Source organism: Arthrobacter sp. Bi26, from assembly GCF_918697925.1.
In the GTDB taxonomy this organism is placed as follows: Bacteria; Actinomycetota; Actinomycetes; order Actinomycetales; family Micrococcaceae; genus Arthrobacter.
In genome coordinates this window covers 31,866-56,806 of the sequence record NZ_CAKKMF010000002.1, presented here as the reverse complement: position 1 = coordinate 56,806, position 24,941 = coordinate 31,866, and the positions used below count along the sequence as shown (strand labels likewise).

Sequence of the window (24,941 nt, the reverse complement as noted above, 5' to 3'; positions counted from 1 at the left end):
GATTACCGGAGGGCGATCGGGTTGACGGGCGATCCGACGGCGCCGGTAATGGGCAGGGGCGCCGCGGTGAGCAGGAAGTCGTACCTGCCGTCTGCCGCGCAAGCCTCCGCGAGGCCGTCCGGGTCCCACATTTCGCCCAGGAACAGCCCGAGGTTGGGGATGGCGATCTGGTGGAGGGGCTGGAAGGCGCCTTCGAACTCGTTTGGCCGGACCTCGAAACCCCAGGTGTCCGTGGCGATCCCCGCGATTTCACTGCGGTGAAGCCATGGTGCGGTGCTGAAGGACAGCCCCGGGGCTGAGCCGCCGGCGTAGTCGCCCCAGCCGTCGCGGCGGACCCGGGTGTACTGGCCGGTGCGGATCACCACGATGTCGCCCCGGCCCACCGTCGAGCTGGGCCCCTGCAGGTCGATGGTCCGCTGGAGGTGTTCGGGGGTGATGGCGAAACCGTCCGGCAGCTCGCCGTCGTTCCTTCCCAGTTCGGGTCCGAGCGCGCGGCCGACGTCCAGCAGGACGCCGCGGGTGACGATCTTGGCCGCAGCGGTTTCGATGCCGGTCACCAGATCACCTTCAGAGGTGACCACGTCCCCTGCCGCCCGGCCGTTCCAGGCCTTGCCCTGGTCGAAGATGTGGCCGAGGCCGTCCCACTGGGTGGAGCACTGCAGCGGCATGGCAATGACGTCGTCCGCACCGCCGAAGCCGTGCGGGAAGCCCTGGTTGCCCCGTTCTGCGTCCACGCCGGTGTCGGTCATGGTGTGGACAGGGTTGGTGCGGCGCCGCCAGCCCTTCTGCGGTCCGTTGGTATCGAACGGCTGGGACAGCGAGAAGGCCTCGCCCGTCTTCACAAGGGCTGCTGCTTCGATGCGCTTGGCCGCATCGATGAAGTTCAAGGTTCCCAGAACGTCATCGTCACCCCAACGGCCCCAGTTGTTGTGGGCCTCGGCCATAGCGCGGATGCTGCCGAGCGGATCGTCACGCCGGATGACCGGGGAATCGGTGGCTGATTCCCCGGTGCCGGTGGTGATTGGTGCTGTGTCCTGGCTGGTCACTGCTGGCTGCCTTCAGTTACAACTTCGTCCTTGCAGTGGATGAGCTGGGTGCCCAGGCCCGTAATAGTGCCCTCCATGACGTCGCCGTCCTGGAGCAGCCGTCCCCAGTGCTGTCCGTTGCCGGCGGGGCTTCCGGTGAGCACCAGGTCTCCCGGGCGCAGCGGCATGATCTGGGAGGCCTCGCTGATCAGCTTGGCGACACCGAAAATCATGTCCTGCGTGGACTCGTCCTGCATTGCCTTGCCGTTGAGCTTCAGCGTGACCTGGACGTCCTGCGGGTCGCCGAAGAACTTGGCGGGTACTAGCAGCGGTCCGGTGGGCAGGAAGCCGGGGGCGTTCTTGGCGCGGTACCAGTCCGAGCCGATCGCCGGCATGTCCTTGCGGAACACGTACTCACGGGTTGTGATGTCGTTGACCATGGTGTAGCCGAAGACGTAGTCCAGGGCTTCCTCGGGGGTGACCCGGAACGCCGTCCTGCCGATCACAGCCGCCAGTTCCAGCTCCCAATCATGGGACTTGGAGTAGGCAGGCAGGGTGAGGTCGTCCGTTGCTGAGGCGATCGCCGTCGGGAGCCCGATGAAGAAGTACGGCGTGCCCTGGCCTGCGCGCTTGTCCATCATCGCGGCGGTCCGGTCCCGGACTTCGTCCTCGTCCTGGCCGGGTTCGCGGTGGGCTGCAGCGAGGTCGATGACGTGCTTGCGGTAGTTGGCGCCGGTCTGAAGGACCTGGACAGGCTCTACCGGGGCGAGGACCTCGATGTCGGCCATCGCCAGGCCGGTGTCCTCGCCGGCCGATGCGGCGATGGCGTCCAGCTGGCTCTCGGTGGTGTCCCAGTGCTCGATCAGGGCGTTGATCTCCCCATCCAGCGGCAGGACGCGGTCGCCGACCAGCAGGCCCGTGCGGGCCTTGCTGTCACCGATCTCCTGGAACCGGATGAGTGCATATTGTGTTTCGGCCATGGTGTCCTAGCCCCGTCCCTGCTTGGCGTAGGGGTTCAGGAGGGCTTCCTTCATTTCGGGGGAGGCGCCTTCTTCGGTGGCGGTAAAGCCTTCCGCGGGAGGGAAGGATTCGGTCATGGAGTGCGGCATGGCGCCGTTCTTGTAGAAGTTGTTGGAGCCTTCGGAGGGCTTCCAGGTGTTGGCTTCCCAGTCCGGGACATAGTTGCGGTATCCGCCGGAGTTGAGCTCGACGCGCAGGCCTGACGGGTCGCGGAAGTAGAGGAAGTTTTGCTCGCCCACGCCGTGGATGGAGGGGCCGTATTCCATCGGAGTGCCGTTTTCCATCATGACGTCCGCGGTGCGGAGCAGATCCTCGGTGGCGTCCACCCAGAAGGCGATGTGGTTGACGCGTCCCGCGCGGCTGGAGGTGTCCAGGACCACGCCCAGGTCGTGGGACTTTTCGTTGGTGGTCAGCACGGAGAAGACGGTGATAGGGGCTTCGTCCAAGTCCACGAATGCCATGACCCGGAATCCCAACGCTTCGTTGTACCACTTGGCGAAACCTCGGACATCGGAGGAGGCCACGGTGACGTGGTCCAGGAAGCGGGGCGCTGCGGCGTGGCTGCTGCGGCGCTCCGGCCGGTCCGGGTAGGTGGATTCAAAACCGGGCTCAGCCACGAACTTCTCAACGTCGAAGAAGAGGCGCATGGGGTGGCCATAGGGGCCGGTGAATTCGTAGGCCTTGCCGAATCCGTGGCCGCCGGCGGTCCAGCTGCCCTGGACACCGGTTGCTTCGACGCGCTGGGCTGCGGCTTCCAGGGCGGCCTGGGAGTTGGCGCGCCAGGCCATCCGGCCCAGGGAAGCTTCCGGACCTTCGGTGAGGACCAGGCTGTAGCGGTAGTAGTCACCCCAGCAGCGCAGGTAGACGTTGCCGTCCACCCGGTCGATGATGCGCATGCCGAACTTTTCCTCGTAGAACCGTGCCGAGGCTTCGACGTCGGGGGTGGTGATCTCGAGGTGGGCAAGATGGGAGAGGGGAGTTTCCACGTTGAATTCCTTCTAAGTACTGATTGCCTTGAGTGGGGTCGCTGCAGGTCTAGTAACCAGACTGAGGCAAAAGAGGTATTCGGTGAAGAGGCGTTTCCTGATGCCACCTATTTGTATGGCAGATACCTGGCCTGAGTGGTCGATCCGCGCGCAATGCCGTACCCGCTGCTCCGGCTTCTGAACCAGTGTCGGGTTCCTAGCGCGCCGCGGGCACGGTGCGGGTGGTTGTGCCGAGGCCCGCGGGCGCCGGGAGGGTGCCGGCGTTTCTGCAAACTCGTGAGTAGATTCCTCCGGCCACCTGGAAGCTCAAGCCCCCTTGTCGGTTCGATGTTCGGGTAAAGGGTACATTCTGAAGACATGACAGAGATCCGCTGGCTGGAAGCGTTCGTTGCGGTGGCCGAAGAACTGCACTTCGGCCGTGCTGCGCAGCGCCTGCACACTTCACAGTCCCCACTGAGCCAGACGATCCGGAAGCTTGAGGCGGATCTGGGGAAGCGGCTCTTTGAGCGCAACACGCGAAGCGTGGCCCTCACGCCGGCGGGGTATGCCCTCCTGCCGCGCGCGTACCGTGTGCTTCGCGAGATGCGGCTGGCCCGCGAGGCGGCCCAGGCGGAGATTGAGGGCGTCCGGGGCAACATCAGGATCGGATTCTCCGGAGCTGTGAACCACCTGACCCTCCCACCGCTCACGCGCGCTGTGCGCCGGCGTCACCCGGACATCAAAATGGACCTCACCAGCGGTGTGCGCACGGCCGACGGATTGGCCAGCGTCGCGAAGGGCACCCTGGACTTGGCCTTCGTGGGCCGTCCCGAAACCCCGGTCCCCTCGGTGATGACGCGCTTGGTCGCAAGCGAGGAAGTCGGTGCGGTACTGCCGCTAGATCATCCGCTGGCACAGGAAAAATCCATACCGTTGCAGGCTCTGGCGGCTGATGACTTCATCTCGCCGCCACTGGACGGCTCGTCCTCCATGACCGAAGTGATGCTCGCATCCTGCATGGCAGCCGGTTTCCGCCCTCACATTGTCCAGGAGTTATCGGACCCCTACATGGTGCTGACCTTCGTGGCCGCCGGTGTGGGAGTCACCCTCATGAGCAGCGGGATAGCCGGGATCATACCCTCCGGGGCAACGTACGTGGCCCTGGATCACCCGCAGCACTTCATGAATCACGCCATCGCGTGGTCCGAGGAAAATGACTCCGCCGTGCTGACGGCTGTGCTCGCCGTCGTCGAAGAGATCTTTCCCGAGATCCCCAACTGACCCCACCTCATCAAGTCGAATTGCAACATAGTGATAGATCATTTTAGTCGTGGACTAACTAAGTGATCGCAGCCACACTGGATGGAGAAGCCGCATAGCGCGGCACACCGTTTTTGCAGCGGGCCTATACCAAGAGCCCCCGGGACGGTCCCGTTACCTGAAGGGAACACCATGTCAGTGTCGACATTGGCGCCAGCACGCCCCAAGAACAATGCGAAGATCGCAGCGGTTTCGGGATTCGTGGGCAGCGCCCTTGAGTACTACGACTTCTTTATCTTCGGCTCGGCGGCCGCCCTGATTTTCGGCAAACTGTTCTTCGCCCCTGGCCCTTCCGCGATGCTGTTGTCCTTCGCAACCGTTGGCGTTGCTTACGTCGCCCGTCCGCTGGGGGCAGTGATCTGCGGACACCTCGGCGACAAATTCGGCCGCAAGAAGGTCCTGCTGCTCACCCTGCTGCTGATGGGCGCATCAACATTCCTCATCGGCTGCCTGCCCACGTACAACGACATTGGAATGGCAGCGCCGGTCCTCATCGTGGCTCTCCGGCTTCTGCAGGGCCTCTCCGCCGGCGGCGAATCGCCGGGGTCAAGCTCCCTGACGCTCGAGCACGCACCTGACAAGAAGCGAGCCTTCTACACCAGCTGGACGATGAGCGGCATCATGTTCGGCATCGTGCTCTCCACGCTAGTGTTCATTCCCGTGGCATCCATGCCCGAGGAACAGCTGCTTGCCTGGGGCTGGCGCATCCCGTTCCTCGCCAGCGCCGTAGTGACCGTCATCGCCTTTGTGCTTCGGCGCCTCCTGGAAGAGCCCCCGGTATTCGCGGAAGTCAAAGCGCACGACGACGTGGTCAAGGTTCCACTCGTCACCCTGTTCCGGCACCACTGGGCCACCGTTCTCCGTGTCACCGCCATGTCGCTGTTTACCATCATCAACACCATCATCAACGTCTTTGCGTTGTCCTACGCCACGTCCGTCGTCGGCGTTGAAAAGGGCCTGATGCTGACAGTCATCGCAGTCGCCAACCTCGCCGCCGTCGCCATGGGCCCATTGGCCGGCATCCTCTCGGACCGGATCGGCCGCAAACCCGTCTTCGTCACCGGTCTGGTGCTGCAGATGGCGATGATCTTCGTGTTCTTCTCGGCCCTGTCGGCGGCGAATGTTCCGCTGATCTTTGTCACCGGCATCCTCCTGATCGGTTTCGCCTACACCGCCACAAACTCCATCTACCCCGCGTACTTCCCGGAGCAGTTCCCAGTCAAGGTCCGCTACTCCGGTATGGCCATCAGCCTCATGTTCGGACTCCTCCTGGCAGGATTCGCGCCGGTCATTTCCGAGCTGCTGATCGGTGGCAACAAAGCCAACTGGGTTCCTGTCGCAACGTTCGCCGCCGTGGCCTGCGCCATCTCCGCCATCGCAGCGCTGCTGGCACCCGAGACGTTCAAGACTCCGACGGCCCTGCTCGGACTGAAGAAATCCGACCCGAGGCTCTACACAGCGTCCTCCGTCACCCCGGAGCCGGCAGCGCGGCAGTCCCGTGCGGCCGACGAAGCTTCCGGCGCGGTTGCCGATACGGCGCGGGCATGAGCCAGCAGACCCTGGCGGGCACCTGGGCCGGCCGGCCGCGTGAAGCCGATATGTGCCATCGGTTCGTGGTGGGCTTGCTCGGCTCCGGTATCGGCGGATCGCTCACCCCGAGCCTCCACGAGGCCGAAGCCGACAGGCTGGGCCTTGCCTACACCTACCGCGTCATCGATCTGGACTCCATCGGACAACCTGCAGAACGGTCCGCGGCCCTGGTGCGGCATGCAGCTGATCTCGGATTCGACGGACTGAACGTCACCCACCCGAGCAAGCAACTCGTGCAGGACGGCCTGGATGAGCTTTCGCCCGATGCCCGGATCCTGGGTGCCGTCAACACCATCACCTTTCACGACGGCAAGGCCGTGGGCCACAACACGGACCACACCGGATTCATCGGCGGCCTCCGGGCCGGCCTCCCGTCGGCCGTGACCGACTCGGTGGTGCAGCTCGGAGCGGGAGGAGCCGGCGCGGCAGTGGCCTTCGGGCTCCTCAGCGCCGGAACCCGGCGCCTGGTCATCGCCGACATCGAACCTGCCCGGGCCGAGGCCCTCGCCGCCCGGCTTGCCCCGCACTTTCCGAAAAGCCACCTGTCAGTGACCCGGACGGATGCTGTCGCCGGAAGCCTCCGGGAGGCAGATGGGCTTGTGAACTCAACACCCATCGGCATGACGGGCCACCCCGGTGGGCCCGTGGATCCCGACCTGATCCACTCCGGGCTTTGGGTAGCGGACGTGATCTACCGGCCGCTCGAAACCGAACTGATCAAGGCAGCGCGCGGCAAGGGCTGCGCCGTACTCGACGGCGGACGCATGGTCGTGGGTCAGGCCGCCGCCGCCTTCGAGCTCTTCACCGGCATCAGCGCCGACGCCGACAGCATGCTGGCCACGTTTCGACAGGCGGTCAGCTAGCCATGGATCCTCAAACACCCAGCACTATCGCCGAGTCCCGTTGCCTCGTGGTCGGGGCGGCCAGCGGCATCGGGCGGGCGACGGCGGCACGCCTTAGGGCGTCCGGCGCCACGGTGGTCGGAGCGGACCTGCCCTCGGCCGCGTGGCCCGATGAACCAGGCACCTCAGCACTCGCCATGGACGTCACCGACCCGGCATCCGTTGTTGCGGCCGTCTCGGCGGCGGCCTTGGAGATGGGAGGGCTCCACGCGGTCGTGAACTGCGCGGGCATCCTGGGGCCCGTGGCCCCGGCAGCCGCCACATCGGTCGAAGACTTCGAACGCATCATGAAGATCAACCTGACAGGGGCATTCATTCTCTCGCAGGCCGTCCTGCCGCGAATGGCTGAGGCAGGCTATGGGCGGCTGCTCCATATCTCCTCGACGGCGGGCAAGGAAGGCGTGGTCAATATGCCCGCCTATTCTGCCAGCAAGGCCGGGATTCTAGGCCTGGTCAAGTCACTCGCCAAGGAGTTCGCGCTTTCCGGCGTCACCGTCAATGCCCTCGCCCCGGGCAATGTAGTGACCCCGCTTTTCGCGGAAGTGCCGGCGGAACAGCAGGCGGCCCAGGCCGCCAAAATCCCCATGGGCAGGTTCGGGACCCCCGCCGAAGCGGCCTCCCTCATCGAATTCATCGTTTCGCCGGCGGCCTCCTACACCACCGGCTCCGTTTTCGATCTGTCCGGCGGCCGGGCCACGTACTAGCCCGGCCCCAGCCTCCTGCCGGACCGCACCACATTTTCCTACCAGCACCAGAAAGATGGCACCTGTTGATGATCACCCCATCACCTGTCACCGCCCGCCCCCTTCGCATCGGAATTGCAGGGTGCGGGGCGATCTCCCGCAACCATCTGGAGGCGTTCCGTGCCCTTGACGACGTGGCCATCGTGGGTGTCTGCGACATCGACCTCCAGCGCGCCCAAGACACCGCCGAAGCATGGGGGATCCCTGCAGCGGTCAACACAGTCGAGGAACTCTTGGGCCTGGACCTGGACATCGTCTCGGTCTGCACCCCACACCCCACCCACCAGGATGTGGTGCTGCAGGCCGCTGCGGCAGGAGTCCACGTGCTCTGTGAAAAGCCCATCGCCACTGACTTGGCGTCCGCAGAACGCATGGTGAAGGCCTGCGACGATGCCGGTGTGAAGCTGGGTGTGCTCTTCCAGCGCCGGTTCTGGCCGGCAGCCCAGCGCATCCGCGCAGCGATCGACGACGGCACACTCGGCCGGCCCATCATGGGCCAATGCTCGGTGATGCTTCACCGCGATCCGGAGTACTATTCCCGCGACGCTTGGCGCGGGACGTGGGCCAACGACGGCGGCGGGGTGCTGATGACCCAGGCCATCCACTACATCGACCTGCTGCAGTGGTTTATGGGAGACGTGGCCGAGGTCTACGGCAAAATCAACACCTACTTCCACGGCGAACACATCGAAGTGGAAGACTCAGCGACCGCCGTCATCACCTTCACTTCCGGCGCCATGGCCACGCTCGAAGCGTCGACGGCGGTGTCCCCGAGCCTGGGCGTGCAGATCCGGGTCACTGGCGAGACCGGCGCCTCCGCCTCCCTGACCGAATTCCCGGAAGGCAGCGACGGACGCGTGGACCTGTGGGCCGTATCCGGAACGATCAGCACCGATCCTGTTTACCCGAACGGTGTTGACCCGAACGTCAGCCTCACGACGATTAATGGCCAGCTCATCCCGCACCACACCGCGCAGGTCCGCAATTTTGTCCGGAGCCTTCGCGGAGGCGGTGAACCGGCGATCACCGGCCACGACGCGACGAAGGCCTTGCGGATACTGCTGTCAATTTACGAATCGTCCCGGACAGGCAATCCAATCCGCTTCGCCGCGCTGCCTGAAGGAACACGACCCCTCGCACCGATTGCGGGTTAAGGAACAGCAATGGAAAAGAACACGCGCTACGCCGCCCGTCCCCTGACACTGGGCCGCAACGGCCGCACCCCGAAAACCCTTCGCAACCGGCTCGCCTCCGCACCGATGGAGCGCAACTACGGCACCGCGGACGGTTGCATCACGGAGCAGTACATCGACTACCTGGTCACCCGTGCGAAGGCAGGACTGGGCATGGTGACCACCGAGGCCACCTATGTCCGCGCCGACGGCAAGGGCCGCACCCACCAGCTGGGCCTGCACACAGATGAGATGATTCCCGGCCTGCGCAGGCTCACCGACGCCCTGCACGCCGAAGGCGCGCTGGCCGCCGTCGAAATTAACCACGGCGGCCGCACCGCCCAATCCGCCCTCTCCGGGTACAAAAACGTGGCGCCATCGCCGGTGGCGTGCGAGGTGGCAGGCGGCGAAGTTCCCCGTGAACTCACCGTCGAGGAGTGCCACGAGCTGGTGGAAGCCTACGCCCAAGCTGCCCGCCGCGCGGTGAAGGCCGGCTTCGATGTCATCAACATTCACGGCGCCCACGGCTACCTGATCCACCAGTTCATGTCACCGATCTCCAACCACCGCACGGACGAGTTCGCCGCACCCGAACACTTCCTGAACCTGGTCATCGACGCCGTGCGGGCAGCGGTCCCGGACACCCTCGTGGGTATGCGTGTGTCCGTGGTTGAAGGTCCTGCAGACGGCATCTCCGCCGAACAGCAGGTGGCCATCATTGCGAACGCGCACCTGGAGCACCTGGATTTCCTGGACATCTCCGCCGGCAGCTACGAGGCCGGCGAATGGATCGTGCAGTCAGGCGAATGGAAGCCGGGCATCCTCGCCGACTACGCCAAGGCGTACCGGCAGTTCGGCCTGCCGCTTGGCCTGGCCGGCCGGCTGAACTCGCCGGAAATCATCGAGCAGGTCCTCTCCGAGGGGACCTGCGACTTCGTCAGCCTGGCCCGGGCCATCCATGCCGACCCGACGTTTGTGGGCGGCGTCCTGCGTGATGAGCGCTACCGCCCCTGCATCGCCTGCAACGTCTGCATCGACAACCTGGGCCTGGGCCAGGTGACCTGCACAGTCAACCCCGAGGTGGGACGCTCCCGCGTCCCGGTCCCCACACCAGCCGTCCGCGAAGGGTCCCGCGTTGTGGTGGTAGGCGCGGGTCCCGCGGGTCTCACCGCCGCCCGCGAGCTTGCCGAAGCCGGGGCGAAAGTGACCGTACTCGACGATGGCCCCCGCGCCGGCGGCCAGTTCGCCCTCGCGGAACGGATGAAGTCCACCCCGGACTTCCACCGGTTCGCCGAATGGTCTGCCGGGGAGAACGCGCGGCTTGGCATCGAGGTCCGGCTGGGTTCGCGCGTGGACACTGACCACCTCGACGGCCTTGTCCGCGACACCGCGGCAGACGCCATCGTGCTGGCAACCGGCGGGCTCGCGCCCGCCGCCGGGTTCATTGGCGAAGAGAGCGCCAGCGTCCTGGATGTGCGCGAATGGCTCACCGCCCACCCCGAGGTCATCGACCCTGACGCGCCGCATCCCGTCATTCCGGATGCCGTGACGATCTGGGGTGCGGACTCCGTTGCCATGAGCGTGGCGGACACGCTGGCTGGCCGGGGGACTGCCGTGCTGCTCATCGGACCGCAGGCAGCCCTTGCCCCCGAGTCCGGCCGCCGCGCCAAAATCCTGGCCGTGCCCCGGCTCGAAGCCAACCCGCGGGTGCGGATCCGGCTCGGTGCGACCATCGAGGAATACGACGGTGGCCGGGTCCGGATCAGCGGTCCGGGCCTTGCCTCTGGAGGCGAGTGGCTGGAGGCGCCGGGACCGCTCCTGGTTTCGCGCTCCGTGGTTCCCCTGGACGGCTCTGTCCCAGCGGACATTCGCGACGCCGAACTGAGCTGCGAGGCCGGAGTGCCGGTGACACTGGCCGGGACAGTGGTGGACCAGACGCCCGCCATCGCCTCCAACGCAGTGAAGAGCGGCTACGACGCAGCACAGCGGATCGCCTCTCTTCTGAGAGCCGGGGCTGCCGCCAACAATGAACTTAGCCTGAACGGAGCACAGTCATGACCGGAAACGCGCACAGGTCCGTCGGCCTGGCACAGCTTTCGCTGCTGAACACCGCGCCGCCTGAACTGGTGGGGGTCGCTGCCCAGGCAGGTTTTGATTTCATCGGCGTCCGGGTCCGCGCGGTGACGCCGATGGAACGGCCTTACAACCTCCAGCCAGGGTCGCCGATGCTGCACGAAACCCTGTCCAGGATGCAGGACACCGGAGTGACCGTGCGGGACATCGAATTCCTGCTGCTGGATGGCAGCGACCAGCGTGAAGCATGGCTGCGCATGATGGAAGCGGGCCAGGCACTGGGGGCAAGTTCCCTCACAGTCGCAGGAGCCGATCCGGACAGCGCCCGGCTGGTCCACACGTTGGCCAGGATGACCGAGGACGGGCACGGTTTCGGGATCACCCCCACCCTTGAAGCGATTTCCTATCAGACTGTTGCTTCGATGGCCCAGGCTGCGGACATTGCCCGGCAGGCCGGCTGCCGCCTCGTGGTGGACACCCTTCATTTCAACCGCTTCAACGGTGACGGCGCTGCCGGCCAGTGGGCCGCACTGCATGCCAACGCAGATTTGGTGCCGCTGCTCCAGCTGTGCGACGGGCCCGCGGAACGGCCAGCCGGCCGCGAGGCACTCGTGGTCGAATCCCGGTCGGAGCGGGAGGTGCCCGGCGAGGGCGAGTTCAGGCTTGCGGAGGTGGTGGCCGCTTTGCCGGACGGGCTTCCGGTCAGTGCGGAGACGCCGTCGGACCGGCGGGTGGCTGAACTCGGCGAGCTTGGGTGGGCGCGCCTGCTCAAAACAGGGGTGGACGCCGTGTTGGCAACGGCCGGAATTGACCAGACAACAGCAAATCTCCAAGGGACGGGAACCAGATGAGCGGCATGACAAAAGAGATCACGACAGCAGAAGTCACTCCCGGCGTGCACATCCCGCTCATCGGCCTGGGAACCTGGCCCCTGACGGGTGAGGATGCCGCAGCGGCGGTGCACCAGGCCATCAGCAGTGGCTACCGGCACATCGACACGGCCGAGAACTACGCCAACGAGGCCGCCGTGGGGGAGGGGATCCGCCGCAACGGAATTGATCGAGGGGACCTTTTCCTCACTACCAAGTTCAACACCCAGTGGCACAGCCGCAGCGGAGTGCGCGATGCCTTCGGCGAGGCGGTGAAGCGGCTCGGAACCGACTACTTGGACCTGTTCCTGGTTCATTGGCCCAACCCCTCCCAGGGGAGGTTCGTTGAAGCCTGCGAAGGACTGCAGGACCTGGTCAAGGACGGTTCAATCCGGGCCTGGGGCGTGTCAAACTTCAAACCCGCGCACCTACGGCTGGTCCAAGACGCAGGCCTGGCCGTGCCGCTGAACCAGGTCCAGGTTGATCCTGAGCACGGCCAACCAGGGCAGCTTGAGTTTCACCGGGAACATGGGATCCTGACCGCCGCCTACAGCCCTTTGGGCCGTAACGGGAGTTTCCTGGAGCAGGCCGCCGTGCGCGGCCCTGCCACGGAACTCGGCAGGACCCCGGCCCAGATCGTCCTGCGCTGGCATGTGCAGCACGGCCGTGTGGCTGTGCCGAAGTCCGCGGACAATCAACGCCAACGGGAGAACCTGGACGTCTTCAGTTTCGCCCTGACCCAGCAGCAAATGGCCGCGATTGACGCACACGAAACCGGTGCGCCGCCGCGCCTGGACTCCGACACCTACTTCCACTGAGAAAGCACTGAAAATGACGGCACCCGTAATTCCTTCATCTGCCCTCCCGAGCCTGGACTGCGATGTCCTAGTGATTGGCTCCGGCGCCGGCGGCCTCTCCTCGGCAGTTTCCGCCGCCTACCACGGTCTGAAGGTTGTGGTCGTTGAAAAGGCCGACGTCTGTGGCGGTGCCACGTCCTGGTCCGGCGGCTGGGCCTGGACCCCCGGCAACCCGCTGGCCAAAGCCGATGGGGTCAACGAGGACCGCGAACTCTTCCGCACCTACCTGCGCCACCGGCTCGGCAGGAACTACCAGGAAGACAGGGTGGAGGCGTTCCTCGAGGCGGTACCTCACATGGTGGGCTTTTTCCAGGACAAGACCAGCCTGCAGTTTGTGCCGGGAGCCAAGATCAAGGACATCTACGGCAGCACCCCTGGTGCAGGCACCGGGCACCGCTCAGTAGGACCAAAGCCGCTGAACGCCCGCCGGATCAAGCCCGAACTGCGCGCCAAGATGCGCCACCAGCTCTATGAGACCTCGTTTCTGGGCATGGGCATCATGGCAGGTCCGGACTTGACAAAGTTCCTTTCCGCCTCCCAAGGAAACATCCGGGGCATTTTCCACGCAGCCTGGCGGGTGGGCTTGCACCTCCTGGACCTCCTCACGCACCGCCGCAACATGCAGTTGGTCAACGGGACCGCGCTCACCGGCCGGCTGCTGAAGTCCGCCGATGACCTCGGCGTGGAGATCCGCGTCTCCACGCCGGCCAGGTACCTGCTCACCGACGGGTCCGGCAAGGTGACGGGCGCCGTCGTGACTTCCCCGGAAGGCGAACTGCAAATCAACGCCTCCCGCGGCGTCGTGCTGGCTTGCGGCGGGTTCCCCCATGACGTCTCCCGCCGAAAGGAGCTGTTCCCCAAGACGCCCACCGGACGCGAGCACTGGACACTTGCGCCGAAGGAAACCACCGGCGACGGTATCACCATGGCCCAGGCCGTGGGCGCCCGCTTCGAGACCGATGTGGAGTCCCCCGCCGCCTGGTGCCCGGTCTCGCTGGTCCCGTACCGCAACGGACGTACCGGAACGTTCCCCCACATCATGGACCGCGCCAAGCCCGGCAGCATCGGCGTCCGCCGGGACGGCAAGCGGTTTGTCAACGAGGCCAACGGCTATTACGACTACGTCGAAGGCCTGATCAACGCCACACCCGAGGGTGAACCGGTGGAGGCCTGGCAGATCGCAGATGCAGCGTTCGTGCGCAAGTTCCCGTTGGGTATGGCCAAGCCGCTGCCCGTGCCGCTGTTCCCCTATCTGCGATCCGGCTACCTCAAGAAGGGCAACACCCTCGAGGAACTCGCGGCAGCCTGCGGCATCGATCCGCAAGGGCTCGCCGAGACCGTCGCGGAATTCAATGTCAACGCCCGCAAGGGCATTGACCCCGACTTCGACCGCGGCGCCAGTGAATTCAACCGCTATGGCGGGGACCCCAAGAACACCCCCAACCCCTCGCTGCGCCCCCTGGACAAGGGGCCGTTCTACGCCGTCAGGATTGTCCCGGGATCGTTCGGTACCTTCGCCGGACTCGCGGCCGATTCGCGTGCACGGGTTCTGGACAACCATGGCCAACCCATCGGCGGCCTTTACGTCGCGGGCAATGACCAGGCCTCAGTCATGGGCGGGCACTACCCGGCCGGGGGCATCAACCTCGGCCCAGCACTGACCTTCGGCTACATCGCCGGGCGCGACCTCGCCAACGCCACACACTACGAGGACGACGGAGTTGCAGCTCCGGAATCCATGAGCGGGGACGCCGTTACCGCGGATTGACTGGCGCAGCTTGCCGCCTCCGTCACCTTCCTGCCCAGCGACGACGGCACCAACATCAACGGCGCCATCCTCGCGTCCGACGGCGGCTGGTCCGCGCTTTGGGGGAGCGGCACCATAACGCCAGCGGACGACGGCGGGAAGTCCCGCCGTCGTCCGCTTAGGGGCCCGGATACACGCGTCAGGAGGGCAGCGCGGCACCGGATCGAGGCCGCCCTCCGGCCCTACCGGGATGACGCTGGACGGCCTATCGTGGTCCCTGCCACAGCCCGAGGGAAGGAACGACGATGTTCACGCTGCAGATTAGCTATCCGGTCCGGGACTACGAGGCTTTCAAGAAAGTGTTCGACACGGATCCCGCAGGCCGCGCCGCCTCCGGCGCCCGGTCTGTCCGCTTGTTCCGGGATACCGAGGACCAGAACAGCGTGGCCGTGCTCCTTGACTTCGACACCAAGGACGCCGCGACCGGCTTTCTGGAACGGCTGCGCAGCCAGGTATGGGACAAACCCGAGGTGATAGGGCAGCTCATGACGGCAGCGCCGACAGCCAGGATGCTGGAGGAGGTGGCCCGCGAGGGCCAGGGCGCGGGCTGACCGCTGAGAATCCGGTGGTCCTCGTCGGATGAGTCAGCCGCCACCACACAGCCGCCCCGGCCCACCATCACTGACAGGTTAGGCGCCCCGGTGAGGCGGACCGGTGGCCGCGCAGTGCCGATGAAGAGGCGCTTCCTATCGTGCCTGCATCCGTATCTTCGCCATCACGGTGCGGGCTGCTCGGCCGATCCCGAATCCGAGAGCACCTCGGGCGGCGACGTCTGCTCGGTCGCGGGGGCAGGCTCCGGGCTCTGGACGGTTTCGGGGGCGGGGTCCGCCGCGGGGGTGTCGCTTGATGTGTCGGCTGCCGGCTCTCCAGTCCCGGCCGAGCCGCTGTCCGCGCCACTGGGGCTACCGTCCGTCGTCAGGCCCGGTTCGTTGTTAGCGCCTTCCTCGACTTTCCCAGGTACTTCCTCGACTGGCCCAGGCACTTCCGCCACGTCCTTCGTCGAGGCGTCCGTCTCGTCCGGGACCGTCGGGTTGCCGCCCAATGCTGTGCCCAGCGTCGTCGTGGGCCCGGTCGCACCGCCGTCGATGCTCGACGTCGACGAGACAAGGCTGGAGATGGGCTTATTGGTTCCGAATTCGACTGCAGTGACACCGACCATCGCGATCACGAATGCGGCCGCACTGACCGCCCCGAGCTTGATCCAGGTCTTCGGTGTCAACTGCCACCTCGCGCGTTTGGCTCGAGGTCCGTCGCTCTCGGCCGGCGCGCTGGGGGCCAGCGCGTCGCCGTCGTCAGCGGGCAGACCGCCCCTGCGTCGCTGAGGGATTTTCGTCAATGCCACGGCGGCGGCCGAACTGAGTGTTCGGGCATAGAGAGCGGCGCCCACCGTGGCAACGATAGAGCCGAGTGCGGCGCCGATAAGGGTCCCGGCAACGCCTAGAAAGGACCCCACCAAGGCAGAGGTCACCGCTGCCAAAGCCGAGCCAATAGTCTGGGTGCCGCTTAGTCCGAGGAACTGTTTCGGCTTGTCTTCAGTAGTGGAGTCTGCAGGCATATTCAAACACATTTCAGTCAGATTATGTTACGAACAGATAACTTTACCTCACCGCGGCCGGCTCCCGGCTGCGCCCGTATTGGTTTGAGGCGGTTCTCACAGGCCAGAGGACGGCCTTCCTGCTCAGCGACGACGGGACCAACATCAACGGCGCGTCCTTGCCTCCGACGGCGGCTGGTCGGCGCTGTAGGGGAGCGGCAGCAGGTCAATACCGACTTATTCTGACTTGCGCGGCCACGGTCTCGCGCCGGGTGCCGTAACGCGAGGGCTTCGGACCCTTAAGCTGAAGCATGGATTTCACCGACGCACTCTGGATCATGGCCGGGGCAGGCCTGATTCTGCTGATGGTCACGGATGTCTTCCACACACTCCTGTATCCGCGCGGGACAGGCCCGGTCTGCAAGGCGATAATCCGGGGACTCTGGCTGTTAACCAATAAAGTCCGGGGACGGGCATCGACAATCGCAGCCCCTCTCGCCATGGCTGCCGTGATCGGTGCCTGGGCCGCCCTGGCTATTCTGGGCTGGGCTCTGGTGTATTTCCCGTTTCTGCCTGCAGGATTCGTGTACGGAGACGGGGTGGCGCAGCACGGCGATTTCACTGAAGCCCTCTACATCTCGATGGTCGCCCTCTCTACAGTCGGCTACGGTGACATCGTGCCGGCACTGCCTCTGCTTAGGCTGGTCGCGGCCGCCGAGGCCGTGGCCGGTTTTGGGCTTCTAACCGCTACGGTGTCCTGGATACTGCAGACCTACCCTGCCCTTAGCCGTCGCCGGGCTTTGGCCCACCGGCTGAGCCAGTTCAGGGAAGCGGCCGGGGCCGAAGGTCTCTCGTCGCTGACTCCGGCACATGCCGCGGTGTTGCTCGAATCCCTGGCCGGAAACGTGGCATCGGTGAGCATAGACCTGCTGTCCTTCCATGAAACCTACTACTTCCACGAAGCAGAGCGCAGGGGGTCGCTGCCGGCCACCGTGACGTATGCACAGCACCTGGCTACTGAAGCCCGGGACCATGACAACGCAGAACTCCGCTTCGCCGGACGGATGCTATACGCAGCGCTGGAGGATCTCGCCGAGGTTCTCCGCGGGAACTTCGGGCATGAGGGGAGTACCTCTTCTGCCGTGTTCCACAGCTATCAACTGCACCACCGGCACCGTAAGGCCGACCCTGAATAAGTTGGATTCCAAACGGCTCAGCGTGGCCGTTCACTGCTGTTTACCGGCCCTCCACCGCGTGGCCCTTCCCTGTTAGTGCGGATCGGGGAGCCTGTTTGAGGCATCGGCGCGCCTGATCGGTCGAGCTGAACCATGCCCCCTGAACCGCACCAAGGAGAACCCCGTGCTTATCAAAAGTGCTGTCGCCGCGCTCGTGGCCCTCACGTCCCTGACCGGAATCGCCGTCCCCTCGTCTGCCGCAACCTCATCCCGGGATGTTGTGCTGGACCAGCCGCTGCTGGAGGCCCATGCGCACAACGACTACGAGCACGGCCGTCCGCTGTTTGACGCCTTGGAGCATGGGTTCACCAGCGTCGAGGCGGACGTTTGGCTAGTTGACGGAGAACTTCTGGTCGCACACGACCGGGAGAACGCGCAGCCTGGAAAGACCCTGGCGAGCCTGTACCTGGATCCGTTGGACAACCTTGTCCAGCAGGAAGGCCACAGCGTCTATCCTGGCTGGGACGGCAGCCTGCAGCTGCTGATAGACATCAAGAGCGACGGCGAGAGCACCTACGCTGCGATCGAGCAGGAACTGAGCAAGCACCCGGCTCTCATGACCCGTTACAGCAAGGGCAAAGTCAGCACGGGCGCGGTGACCGCCGTGATCAGCGGCAACAGGCCGCTGATGACCATGCAGGCGGAAGACAAACGCTACGGGTTCTTCGACGGACGCTCAGCCGACCTTGCTTCCGGGATGCCGTCAACGCTCATGCCGCTGGTCAGTGACAACTGGACAAAGCTGTTCACGTGGCAGGGTGTTGGCCCGATGCCCGAGGCGGAACGCGCCAAACTCCACGCCTATGTCGCGGACGCACACGCCAAGGGACACCGGGTCCGCTTCTGGGCGACTCCGGACCAGCCGGGCGAGGCACGTGAAGCTCTTTGGACCGAGCTTCACCGGGCGGGTGTTGACCACGTCAACACTGACGACCTCGCAGCACTCGAAAGGTTCCTCAAAGCCCAGCAGCCGTAGGACCAAGGTCCACTAGGTCCAGCAGAGTTTCGGAATGTAGCAGCGGCTGCACCCGATTTCGCAAGTGTGTACGCCGCTGCCCCCGGCAGCCGAGAGCGGCCGACGGCGGGAGGTCCCGCCGTCGTCCGCTCACTGGGGCCGGAAACTGTTGGAGGCGGTTGGCCAGGGGCAGGGCGACGTAGACGCCGACGTGGATGCTTGTAAATCATCATTGTGGCGGCTGCCCAACCGCGCCACCATGTTCGTATGAACGCTGAAACGCCGAAGGTGGCGGAGCTGAACCTTCCCCAGGCCTTCCTCCTTCTCGCAACGAACGACCAAGACGGCAAACCTTCGGTGCCGATGTACGCACTCAGGACCACGATGGCAGGGGCGATATTGGCCGAGCTGGACCTGATCGGTGCAATCGGGCTGCAGGGGAAGCACGTCAGGGCTACCGGCACCTCCCCGCAAACGGACCTCCAGCACGAACTGGAACTCATCCGGGGCAAGTCTCGGCCCCACACTCCCAAGCGGTGGGTCTCCATGCTGGAGGGCCGCGCCGAAGTGCAGCGTGTGTACGAAGGGATGGCGGCACTGGGCATCGTGGAACACGTCGGCGAAAAACACCTGGGTCTGTTCCGGACCGTGCGGTACCCGGAGAAGGACCACGCTCCGGAGGCGGCGCTCCTGAAAAAGATCCAGGCCGCACTCGGCGGTGCGCCGGCTGATGCCGAGGCGCCTGATGCCACTGCTGAGGCTGAGGCGCCTGTTATCACGACTGAGGCTGGGGCGTCTGATTCCACCCCGACTGACGCCTCGGCGACCGAGGCCGCGAAGCCAGATGTCAAGGCACCCGATGCCAGGACCACAGCGCTGATCGCCCTGCTTCAGGCTGCCGGGCTGCTCGGCAAGCTCGTACCGGCAGCAGATAAAATCCGGGCAAGTGAGCTGGCGAAGGGCTATTGGCCTTCCCATTCGGTGGAGGACGAACTGCGCATGATCAGACTGGCGGAGGAAGAAGAACCAGGCATATGAGGCTGCCTGAAATCGCTGGGCACGGAGTCGGCGGTCTGCGTGGACTCCAGGAGCCCGCCGCCCGAACCTCACCATCACCAACATCGTGGCCGTGTTTCCGGCGTGTTCAGCCCGTTGCCCGCAACGATAAGCACGCGGACGATGGTTTCATGAGCGCAGATAACTTCGGACCTAGTCTTTTCACTATCGGGGAATGCTAGATGTCCACAGTGAAGTCCGGTGGGCGCAAGCGGGTCTGGGTCATCGCCGCGGCGGCGGTTGCCGTTGTTGTGCTGGCTATCGGACTGGCGGTGTTCAAACCCTGGCTTCTGTTTGTCGACGTCCGGGTGGATGAAGAGATCCCGTTCGTTGCCGCCTCCGCGGAGCAGGCAGAACCATCCGGGTCCAGTACTGCCGAGATGCCCTCCGGCCCGGTCCAGCTCGCTGAAGGTTCGTTCATCAGCCATGAACATACGACGACCGGAGCCGTTCGGATCATTGAACAGCCGGACGGCTCGCGCGTGCTTGCATTGGAGAGTCTGGACACCTCCAACGGGCCGGATGTGCACGTCTGGCTGAGCGCCGCAGACGTGGTGGAGGGACCGGGCGGGTGGTTCACCGCTGGCTCCGCCGACCACGTTGACCTCGGCTTAATCAAGGGAAACCAAGGCAACCAAGTGTACAAAATCTCCGATGACGTTGATCTGTCCAAGTACAAGTCCGTCGATCTATGGTGCGTTCAATTCGCGGTGTCATTCGGAGCGGCTCAACTCACATCCCGAGACAAATGAGGCAACGAATCCGGCCACGCGGACCTTCCCATGAGTCAACGACGGGGCCTTTTTCGATGGCGCCGGCCGCCGTAGGCTATGGGCATTCATCACACCGAGGAGGCACCGATGCGCACGGCAAAACCCACGGCCCAGGCCGATCAGGTCCGCCATCTTTCAGAGAACCTCATTTCTCAGCTCACCAAGGGGAAGGAGTGGGCCACTCCCGAGGTCGAGGCGGCATTGCAAAAAGTGGTCGAGGGGCTTGATGCCGGGATTGAATCCGCGTCCCCGAGGATCCAGGCCGGTCTGCGGCGGCTCGCTGACGAACTCGCCGGCGGAGTGGAAACTCTGGTTCCCCGTGTCCACGAAGGTCTGAAGCGGGTCGCACCTAATGTTGCCCCGGCGCCGGCTAAGTCAAGGCGGACAGCGTCCGGGAAAGCCTGGTTGATCGCCGGGGCGGTGGCCGTCGCGGTGACCGTGGGACTCGCGGCCTGGCACTTTTTTCGGCCGGCCCATGAGGAACCGGTCCCCGCCGTGAATGCGCAGCGTACCAGCGGCGCGAACCCCGAGGCGGACACCACCCCACCACCCGAGGACCGGACCTGAGGCGATCAAGACTCCGGGCCTGTTAGCCCAAGAGCATGAATATCGACCGGGTGTGATCTGTTAAGACGCCACGTACGGCGACGACGTCATCGCTTAGTAGTGATTTCATGTTCTTACTGTGCGTTGCGGAGTTGGCATTTCTAATGCCGCGCCGATAGTTGCGGACCTGGGTTTCCGCCGCCGGTCGGCGCTGTAAAAGTGCGGCACTAAACGCAAGCGGACGACGCCGGCGCGTGCCGCCGTCGTCCGCTCGGTAGGTATCTACTTCTCAAACGCCGGCGTGGCGGGCGAAGGAGATCGGGAGACGCCCGGTGGGGTCGACCAGGCCGAGGACAAGTTCGGCGATGGCCCGGCCGCCCTGCATGCCGGGGCTGAACGCTTCGATGATGGCGGCGGCTGACTGGCCCCGTTCCGCGCCGTAGAAACGCAGACGGACGACGGCGGGACGTCCCGCCGTCGACCGTCTGCAGGACTGGTTGTGTGTGCTGGAGCGCTTAAGCCGTGTGGCCAGCCGCTTAGCGTGAGTTCACCACCGGGACGCCGAGGATGCTGTCCAGCAGCCCGTTGCGGAATTTTCCCTCCGGATCGTGCGCCGATGCCAGCGCGCGGAAGTCCGCAAAGCGGGGGTAGAGGGACTCCCAGTCGTGACCGCCGGGCGTGAAAAGCTTGCCCCAGTGCGGCCTGGCCCCGAACGGCCGAAGCAGGTCCTCGAGCTGCGGCAGAACGGCTTCCACCTGCGGCTGCAGCGGCTTCCAGGTGAAGTGCAGGGCAACGCTCTGCTGCCGGTAGAAGGGGCTGAGCCAGAATTCATCTGCGGCGCCGGTCCGGATTTCCGAGACATAAAGCAGGGGTGCAAGTTTGTCCGCCAGACTCCGCACCACCTGGAGTGCAGCAGGGGCCTGCTCCAGCGGCAGGAGGAATTCGCTCTGCAGTTCCTCACCCTTGCTGGGCGTGAACTCGTGGCGGAAGTGCGGCAGCCGGTCCAGCCATTGCCCGGGCTCATCCATCTGGACTGTGCAGTTCTCGGCCGACATCCCCGGCAAAGGGTGCCGGGGGCAGATGGCGGCCGTGGCGCCGAACAGTTCACCGATGGGAGGCTCCGAGTCCACCGCCTTGAGCCAGACTTGGCTGATGCAATCGCCTGCGTAATCGGTGAATAGACTCACGCTGTAGGCGCTGGACACCAGCTGAGTGAAGTCCGCCAGTGCCCGTTCCCACGGCAGGTTCTCCAAAACACGCTGGCGCATGCTGAAGCTCGGCCGGACGGCAAGCTGGAGGCCGGTGACGATGCCAAGGGCGCCCAGACCCACCACGCTGCCCAAAAACTCCTCTCCGTCCGCGCGGGTCAGCGATACCTGCTCGCCGGAGGGCCGGACCAGCTCAATGCCCTCCACCGCCCCGGCCAAGGCGGGGTTGTTCACACCAGAGCCGTGGGTGCCCGTCTGGACTGCTCCTGCCACGGAAATGTGGGGCAGCGAAGCCAGATTGTGGATGGCGACGCCGGACTGTTGCAACGTGCGGCACAGGGCGCCGTAGCTCACGCCGCCGCTGACGCGGACCGTCTTCCGTTCTGAGTCCAGTTCGATGTGCTGCGGCAGGGCGTCCAGCAGCACGTGCACACCGTCGGTGTCCCCCATGCGGTTGAAGGAGTGCCGCGATCCCAGGGCCTTGACCCGGTCGGCGCGCTCCACCACGCGGGCGAGTTCAGCCACCGACGCCGGGCGCATAACGTCCGCTGATGAGTAGTTGAGGTTGCCTGCCCAGTTCTTCATTCATTCGGCTTTCCGGTGAAGGTACGTTTCGCTCTCACCACTGTGAGCGCTAACAATTTTCCTGTCAAGACGTTACCCGCCGCAGCCCGCCGAGACGGGTAACATCGTCAGCAGGTCATCCGCAGCAGCAGCCATTGGCCGCTTGGCTTTGGCCCAGGATGCTTTGAAAGGGGAGCAGTGCGCGCAACGGTCAAGGACGTCGCGCGTCGTGCCGGCGTCTCACCCAAGACTGTCTCGAACGTGATGAACGGGATTGTTCCGGTCAGCGGAGCCACCAGGGTCAAGGTGGAGCAGGCCATTCTGGAACTCGATTATGTGCCCAACCTTTCCGCCCGCGGACTGCGCAACGGCAGGTCGGGTGTTATCGCCCTGGCCCTACCGGACCTGGCGACCCCTTACTCGGCCGAGATTGCGCACAACGTGGTGGAAGTTGCCCACGAGCAAGGCTGGAGCGTCCAGATCGAGGAAACCGGTTCCGATCCCCGGCGCGAATACGAACTGATGTCCCGCGCGCGGTCCAACCTCATTGATGGCCTGATCCTCAACCCGGTGGTGCTGGATGAGAGTGCCGTCAAGGTGGGAGTCTCACTGCCCCCGGTGGTCCTGCTGGGTGAGGTGTCCCAGAAGCTGGCCGACCGTGTGTGGGTGGACAGCGTTGCTGCCGCCCGTGACATGACCCTGGCGCTTGCCAGGACCGGCCGGCGTCGTATTGCCGTGCTCGGAACTGCGGAAGGCCGAGGCTCCGCCGCGGCAATCCTGCGGACCCGTGGCTACCGTGCCGCGCTCGAAGAGCTCGGCATTGACCGGGACGACTCACTGCTCATCCCGTGCGAAAAATGGACACCACACACGGCTGCCGTCGCGCTCGCCTCCTATCTGGACTCCCACCCGCTCCCCGAGGCGCTGTTCTGCTTCACCGACTCCATGGCCATTGGCGCGATGAGCGTGTTGTGGAAGAGGGGAATCAGCGTTCCGTCCGACGTTGCCGTGGCGGGCTTTGACGATATCGCCGACGGGCAGTATGCCGTGCCATCCCTCACCACCGTTTCCTTCGACAAGCGCCGGGTGGCCAGCGAAGCCCTCCGCCTGCTCACCGAGCGGATGGCTGACCGTGTCGGCGAGCAGAGGGTGGTCACCGTCGACTACAAAATCGTGGAGCGGGACAGCAGCGGCTAAACGCGCTCCCAAATGAGATGGCTGCATCAGATTGTTCACGCTAACAATTTTCTCTTGTGGTCCGTTTTACATCGATGTAATGTGAGTCCCGCGTCACATCGCACCTGCCGCTCCCGGGATTTCAGCGCACCGGAACGGCAGTGTTTTGTGCCATCAGGATTATTTTCAGCGGACCCATCCAAAGGAGTGACGGGTGAAGCAGATTGACTTTTTTGCCGGCAAGCAAGTGACCCGGCGGCAGTTACTGGCAGGTTCGGCGGCTCTCGGCAGCGTGTTCGCGGCGGCCGGTCTCACGGGCTGCGGCGGTACCGCCTCGGCGGCGGCCGTGCGGGACATTGCGTTCTGGCATCTGCTGTCCGGCGGTGACGGCATCAAGATGCAGGCAATGATCAGTAAGGCGAACGCCGGCAACCCCGGTTTCACCGTCCATCCGACCGTCCTGGCGTGGGGTCCGCCGTACTACACCAAGCTGGCGATGGCGTCAGCCGGAGGCCGCCCGCCGGAACTGGCCATCATGCATGCCAGCCGGGTCCCCGGCTACGCCCCAGGGGGACTCATTGACCCGTGGGACATGTCCTTGCTGGCAGAACACGGCGTGACTTCCCAGAGCTTCGCACCGAGGATCTGGGACAAGAGCCAGCAGAACGGCCAGGTTTTTTCCATCGCCCTGGACTCGCACCCGTTCGTCATGTTCTACAACACCGACGTCGCCGGCAAGGCCGGGGTGCTGGCCGCCGACGGGCAACTGCAGGCTGCAAGTTCCCCGCAGGAGTTCCTCTCGATGGCCCGCGAGATGCAGAAGGTGACACAGGCGCACGGCCTGTCCTTCGGCTACCTTGGCAGCGGGTCCCAGATGTGGCGTCTCTTCTACACCCTCTACAAGCAGCACGGTGTGGACATGGAACTCACCCCGGGGCAACCGATGAAGGCTGACAGGGATGCGGCGGTCGAGTCCCTGGAATTCATGGCATCACTGTTCGACGACACCATAGCCGCCAAGAGCGGGGACATCAGTACGGGCATCGCCGAATTTGCCCGTGGCGGTTCTGGCATGCTCTTCAGCGGCGTCTGGGAACTCCCCACCTTCAAGAAGGCCGGTCTGCCGGTCGACGCGGCAACTATCCCCACGCTCTACGGGACGCCGGCTGCCTATGCTGACTCTCATTCCTTTGTCCTGCCGCGGCAACTAAACGCCGACGACGGGAAGCGGCGCGACGTGTACAAGTTCGTGAGCGATGTCCTCAAGGGGTCGCTGTCCTGGGCGGAAGCCGGACACATTCCGGCCTATCAGCCGATTGTGCAGTCACATGCGTACCGGGAACTCACTCCCCAGATTCACTACGCCAACGCGGCGGACATTATCAATTACGATCCGGAATCCTGGTTCAGCGGCTCCGGCTCGGACTGGCAAACCTACTTTGCGGAAAACGTGCAGAACGTACTCCTCGGCCGCGACAAGGCCGCCGACGGTTGGGACGCATTCGTGCGCCGCACCAACACCCTTCTCTCCCGGCCCAACCCGGTCTGAGC

General features: G+C 65.0%; 22 protein-coding genes and 2 pseudogenes. 18 read left to right on the top strand and 6 right to left on the bottom strand.

The window, feature by feature from the left end; genetic code table 11:
- Positions 1-2 precede the first annotated feature (2 nt).
- Genes LQV16_RS00885 through LQV16_RS00875 form a run of 3 tightly spaced genes read right to left on the bottom strand, consistent with a single transcriptional unit; the run spans position 3 to position 3,031 of the window.
- Positions 3-1,046: a cyclase family protein gene (locus LQV16_RS00885; protein ID WP_229992055.1), complete on the bottom strand. Its 1,044-nt coding sequence runs from the start codon at positions 1,044-1,046 to the stop codon at positions 3-5.
- Positions 1,043-2,005, bottom strand: coding sequence for a fumarylacetoacetate hydrolase family protein (locus tag LQV16_RS00880; protein ID WP_229992054.1), 963 nt, complete (start codon positions 2,003-2,005; stop codon positions 1,043-1,045). Before LQV16_RS00880 ends, LQV16_RS00885 begins: the two co-directional genes overlap by 4 nt.
- A gap of 6 nt (positions 2,006-2,011) precedes the next feature.
- A complete protein-coding gene (locus LQV16_RS00875; RefSeq protein WP_229992053.1) occupies positions 2,012-3,031 on the bottom strand; it encodes a VOC family protein in 1,020 nt (339 codons plus the stop codon).
- Positions 3,032-3,388: 357 nt separating this feature from the next.
- Here LQV16_RS00875 and LQV16_RS00870 point away from each other — a divergent pair, with 357 nt between their 5' ends.
- The 11 genes and pseudogenes from LQV16_RS00870 to LQV16_RS00820 all read left to right on the top strand — a co-directional run bounded on the left by LQV16_RS00870 (position 3,389) and on the right by LQV16_RS00820 (position 14,894).
- Complete coding sequence (locus tag LQV16_RS00870) at positions 3,389-4,291, top strand: LysR substrate-binding domain-containing protein (RefSeq protein ID WP_229992052.1); 903 nt, start codon at positions 3,389-3,391, stop codon at positions 4,289-4,291.
- A gap of 171 nt (positions 4,292-4,462) precedes the next feature.
- Positions 4,463-5,878: an MFS transporter gene (locus tag LQV16_RS00865; RefSeq protein WP_229992051.1), complete on the top strand. Its 1,416-nt coding sequence runs from the start codon at positions 4,463-4,465 to the stop codon at positions 5,876-5,878.
- The gene (locus LQV16_RS00860; protein WP_229992050.1) at positions 5,875-6,783 is read left to right on the top strand and encodes a shikimate dehydrogenase; all 909 of its coding nucleotides are present in this window, start codon (positions 5,875-5,877) and stop codon (positions 6,781-6,783) included. The genes LQV16_RS00865 and LQV16_RS00860 overlap by 4 nt, the downstream gene beginning before the upstream one ends.
- Positions 6,784-6,785: 2 nt before the next feature.
- On the top strand, positions 6,786-7,526 hold the full coding sequence (locus tag LQV16_RS00855) for an SDR family oxidoreductase (protein ID WP_229992049.1): 741 nt from the start codon (positions 6,786-6,788) through the stop codon (positions 7,524-7,526).
- 68 nt (positions 7,527-7,594) lie between these two features.
- The gene (locus LQV16_RS00850; RefSeq protein WP_229992048.1) at positions 7,595-8,719 is read left to right on the top strand and encodes a Gfo/Idh/MocA family oxidoreductase; all 1,125 of its coding nucleotides are present in this window, start codon (positions 7,595-7,597) and stop codon (positions 8,717-8,719) included.
- A 9-nt stretch (positions 8,720-8,728) separates the two neighbouring features.
- Positions 8,729-10,795 (top strand): FAD-dependent oxidoreductase, encoded by a 2,067-nt coding sequence (locus tag LQV16_RS00845; protein ID WP_229992047.1) that lies wholly within the window; start codon positions 8,729-8,731, stop codon positions 10,793-10,795.
- Positions 10,792-11,661 carry a TIM barrel protein gene (locus tag LQV16_RS00840; protein ID WP_229992046.1) on the top strand — a complete coding sequence of 290 codons (870 nt, stop codon included), beginning with the start codon at positions 10,792-10,794 and terminating at the stop codon, positions 11,659-11,661. The genes LQV16_RS00845 and LQV16_RS00840 overlap by 4 nt, the downstream gene beginning before the upstream one ends.
- 5 nt (positions 11,662-11,666) lie before the next feature.
- On the top strand, positions 11,667-12,497 hold the full coding sequence (locus LQV16_RS00835) for an aldo/keto reductase (RefSeq protein ID WP_229992045.1): 831 nt from the start codon (positions 11,667-11,669) through the stop codon (positions 12,495-12,497).
- A gap of 13 nt (positions 12,498-12,510) precedes the next feature.
- A complete protein-coding gene (locus tag LQV16_RS00830; RefSeq protein WP_229992044.1) occupies positions 12,511-14,304 on the top strand; it encodes an FAD-dependent oxidoreductase in 1,794 nt (597 codons plus the stop codon).
- A 6-nt stretch (positions 14,305-14,310) separates the two neighbouring features.
- Positions 14,311-14,397 (top strand): annotated as a pseudogene (locus LQV16_RS00825) (short-chain dehydrogenase); the annotation flags it as partial.
- 191 nt (positions 14,398-14,588) lie between these two features.
- Positions 14,589-14,894: a hypothetical protein gene (locus LQV16_RS00820; protein ID WP_229992043.1), complete on the top strand. Its 306-nt coding sequence runs from the start codon at positions 14,589-14,591 to the stop codon at positions 14,892-14,894.
- A 164-nt stretch (positions 14,895-15,058) separates the two neighbouring features.
- Here the strand turns inward: LQV16_RS00820 and LQV16_RS00815 are convergent, their stop codons facing one another.
- Positions 15,059-15,898, bottom strand: a complete 840-nt coding sequence (locus LQV16_RS00815) for a hypothetical protein (protein ID WP_229992042.1) — start codon at positions 15,896-15,898, stop codon at positions 15,059-15,061.
- 290 nt (positions 15,899-16,188) lie between these two features.
- Here LQV16_RS00815 and LQV16_RS00810 point away from each other — a divergent pair, with 290 nt between their 5' ends.
- From LQV16_RS00810 to LQV16_RS00790, 5 genes are all read left to right on the top strand, one after another.
- Positions 16,189-17,073, top strand: coding sequence for a potassium channel family protein (locus LQV16_RS00810; RefSeq protein ID WP_229992041.1), 885 nt, complete (start codon positions 16,189-16,191; stop codon positions 17,071-17,073).
- Between the two features lie 163 nt (positions 17,074-17,236).
- The gene (locus tag LQV16_RS00805; protein WP_229992040.1) at positions 17,237-18,088 is read left to right on the top strand and encodes a phosphatidylinositol-specific phospholipase C/glycerophosphodiester phosphodiesterase family protein; all 852 of its coding nucleotides are present in this window, start codon (positions 17,237-17,239) and stop codon (positions 18,086-18,088) included.
- 246 nt (positions 18,089-18,334) lie between these two features.
- Entirely contained in the window at positions 18,335-19,105 is a 771-nt protein-coding gene (locus tag LQV16_RS00800; protein WP_229992039.1) for a GPP34 family phosphoprotein, read from the top strand.
- Positions 19,106-19,305: 200 nt separating this feature from the next.
- Positions 19,306-19,875, top strand: a complete 570-nt coding sequence (locus LQV16_RS00795; protein WP_229992038.1) for a DM13 domain-containing protein — start codon at positions 19,306-19,308, stop codon at positions 19,873-19,875.
- Between the two features lie 108 nt (positions 19,876-19,983).
- On the top strand, positions 19,984-20,463 hold the full coding sequence (locus LQV16_RS00790) for a hypothetical protein (protein WP_229992037.1): 480 nt from the start codon (positions 19,984-19,986) through the stop codon (positions 20,461-20,463).
- A gap of 274 nt (positions 20,464-20,737) precedes the next feature.
- On the opposite strand, the pseudogene LQV16_RS00785 reads toward LQV16_RS00790, so the two are convergent.
- Together LQV16_RS00785 and LQV16_RS00780 are read right to left on the bottom strand one after the other, a co-directional pair.
- Positions 20,738-20,860 (bottom strand): annotated as a pseudogene (locus LQV16_RS00785) (glycoside hydrolase family 3 C-terminal domain-containing protein); the annotation flags it as partial.
- Between the two features lie 118 nt (positions 20,861-20,978).
- Entirely contained in the window at positions 20,979-22,235 is a 1,257-nt protein-coding gene (locus LQV16_RS00780) for an FAD-binding protein (RefSeq protein ID WP_229992036.1), read from the bottom strand.
- Between the two features lie 177 nt (positions 22,236-22,412).
- On the opposite strand from LQV16_RS00780, the gene LQV16_RS00775 reads away from it, so the two are divergent.
- Positions 22,413-23,411, top strand: a complete 999-nt coding sequence (locus LQV16_RS00775; RefSeq protein ID WP_229992035.1) for a LacI family DNA-binding transcriptional regulator — start codon at positions 22,413-22,415, stop codon at positions 23,409-23,411.
- A gap of 193 nt (positions 23,412-23,604) precedes the next feature.
- Complete coding sequence (locus tag LQV16_RS00770) at positions 23,605-24,939, top strand: extracellular solute-binding protein (RefSeq protein WP_229992034.1); 1,335 nt, start codon at positions 23,605-23,607, stop codon at positions 24,937-24,939.
- Positions 24,940-24,941 lie beyond the last annotated feature (2 nt).

Excerpts from the sequence above, each read along its gene's own strand:
- LQV16_RS00880 (WP_229992054.1), bottom strand. The coding sequence starts at position 2,005 with ATGGCCGAAACACAATATGCACTCATCCGGTTCCAGGAGATCGGTGAC.
- LQV16_RS00870 (WP_229992052.1), top strand. The coding sequence starts at position 3,389 with ATGACAGAGATCCGCTGGCTGGAAGCGTTCGTTGCGGTGGCCGAAGAA.
- LQV16_RS00865 (WP_229992051.1), top strand. The coding sequence starts at position 4,463 with ATGTCAGTGTCGACATTGGCGCCAGCACGCCCCAAGAACAATGCGAAG.
- LQV16_RS00860 (WP_229992050.1), top strand. The coding sequence starts at position 5,875 with ATGAGCCAGCAGACCCTGGCGGGCACCTGGGCCGGCCGGCCGCGTGAA.
- LQV16_RS00855 (WP_229992049.1), top strand. The coding sequence starts at position 6,786 with ATGGATCCTCAAACACCCAGCACTATCGCCGAGTCCCGTTGCCTCGTG.
- LQV16_RS00850 (WP_229992048.1), top strand. The coding sequence starts at position 7,595 with ATGATCACCCCATCACCTGTCACCGCCCGCCCCCTTCGCATCGGAATT.
- LQV16_RS00845 (WP_229992047.1), top strand. The coding sequence starts at position 8,729 with ATGGAAAAGAACACGCGCTACGCCGCCCGTCCCCTGACACTGGGCCGC.
- LQV16_RS00840 (WP_229992046.1), top strand. The coding sequence starts at position 10,792 with ATGACCGGAAACGCGCACAGGTCCGTCGGCCTGGCACAGCTTTCGCTG.
- LQV16_RS00835 (WP_229992045.1), top strand. The coding sequence starts at position 11,667 with ATGACAAAAGAGATCACGACAGCAGAAGTCACTCCCGGCGTGCACATC.
- LQV16_RS00830 (WP_229992044.1), top strand. The coding sequence starts at position 12,511 with ATGACGGCACCCGTAATTCCTTCATCTGCCCTCCCGAGCCTGGACTGC.
- LQV16_RS00820 (WP_229992043.1), top strand. The coding sequence starts at position 14,589 with ATGTTCACGCTGCAGATTAGCTATCCGGTCCGGGACTACGAGGCTTTC.
- LQV16_RS00815 (WP_229992042.1), bottom strand. The coding sequence starts at position 15,898 with ATGCCTGCAGACTCCACTACTGAAGACAAGCCGAAACAGTTCCTCGGA.
- LQV16_RS00810 (WP_229992041.1), top strand. The coding sequence starts at position 16,189 with ATGGATTTCACCGACGCACTCTGGATCATGGCCGGGGCAGGCCTGATT.
- LQV16_RS00800 (WP_229992039.1), top strand. The coding sequence starts at position 18,335 with ATGAACGCTGAAACGCCGAAGGTGGCGGAGCTGAACCTTCCCCAGGCC.
- LQV16_RS00795 (WP_229992038.1), top strand. The coding sequence starts at position 19,306 with ATGTCCACAGTGAAGTCCGGTGGGCGCAAGCGGGTCTGGGTCATCGCC.
- LQV16_RS00790 (WP_229992037.1), top strand. The coding sequence starts at position 19,984 with ATGCGCACGGCAAAACCCACGGCCCAGGCCGATCAGGTCCGCCATCTT.
- LQV16_RS00780 (WP_229992036.1), bottom strand. The coding sequence starts at position 22,235 with ATGAAGAACTGGGCAGGCAACCTCAACTACTCATCAGCGGACGTTATG.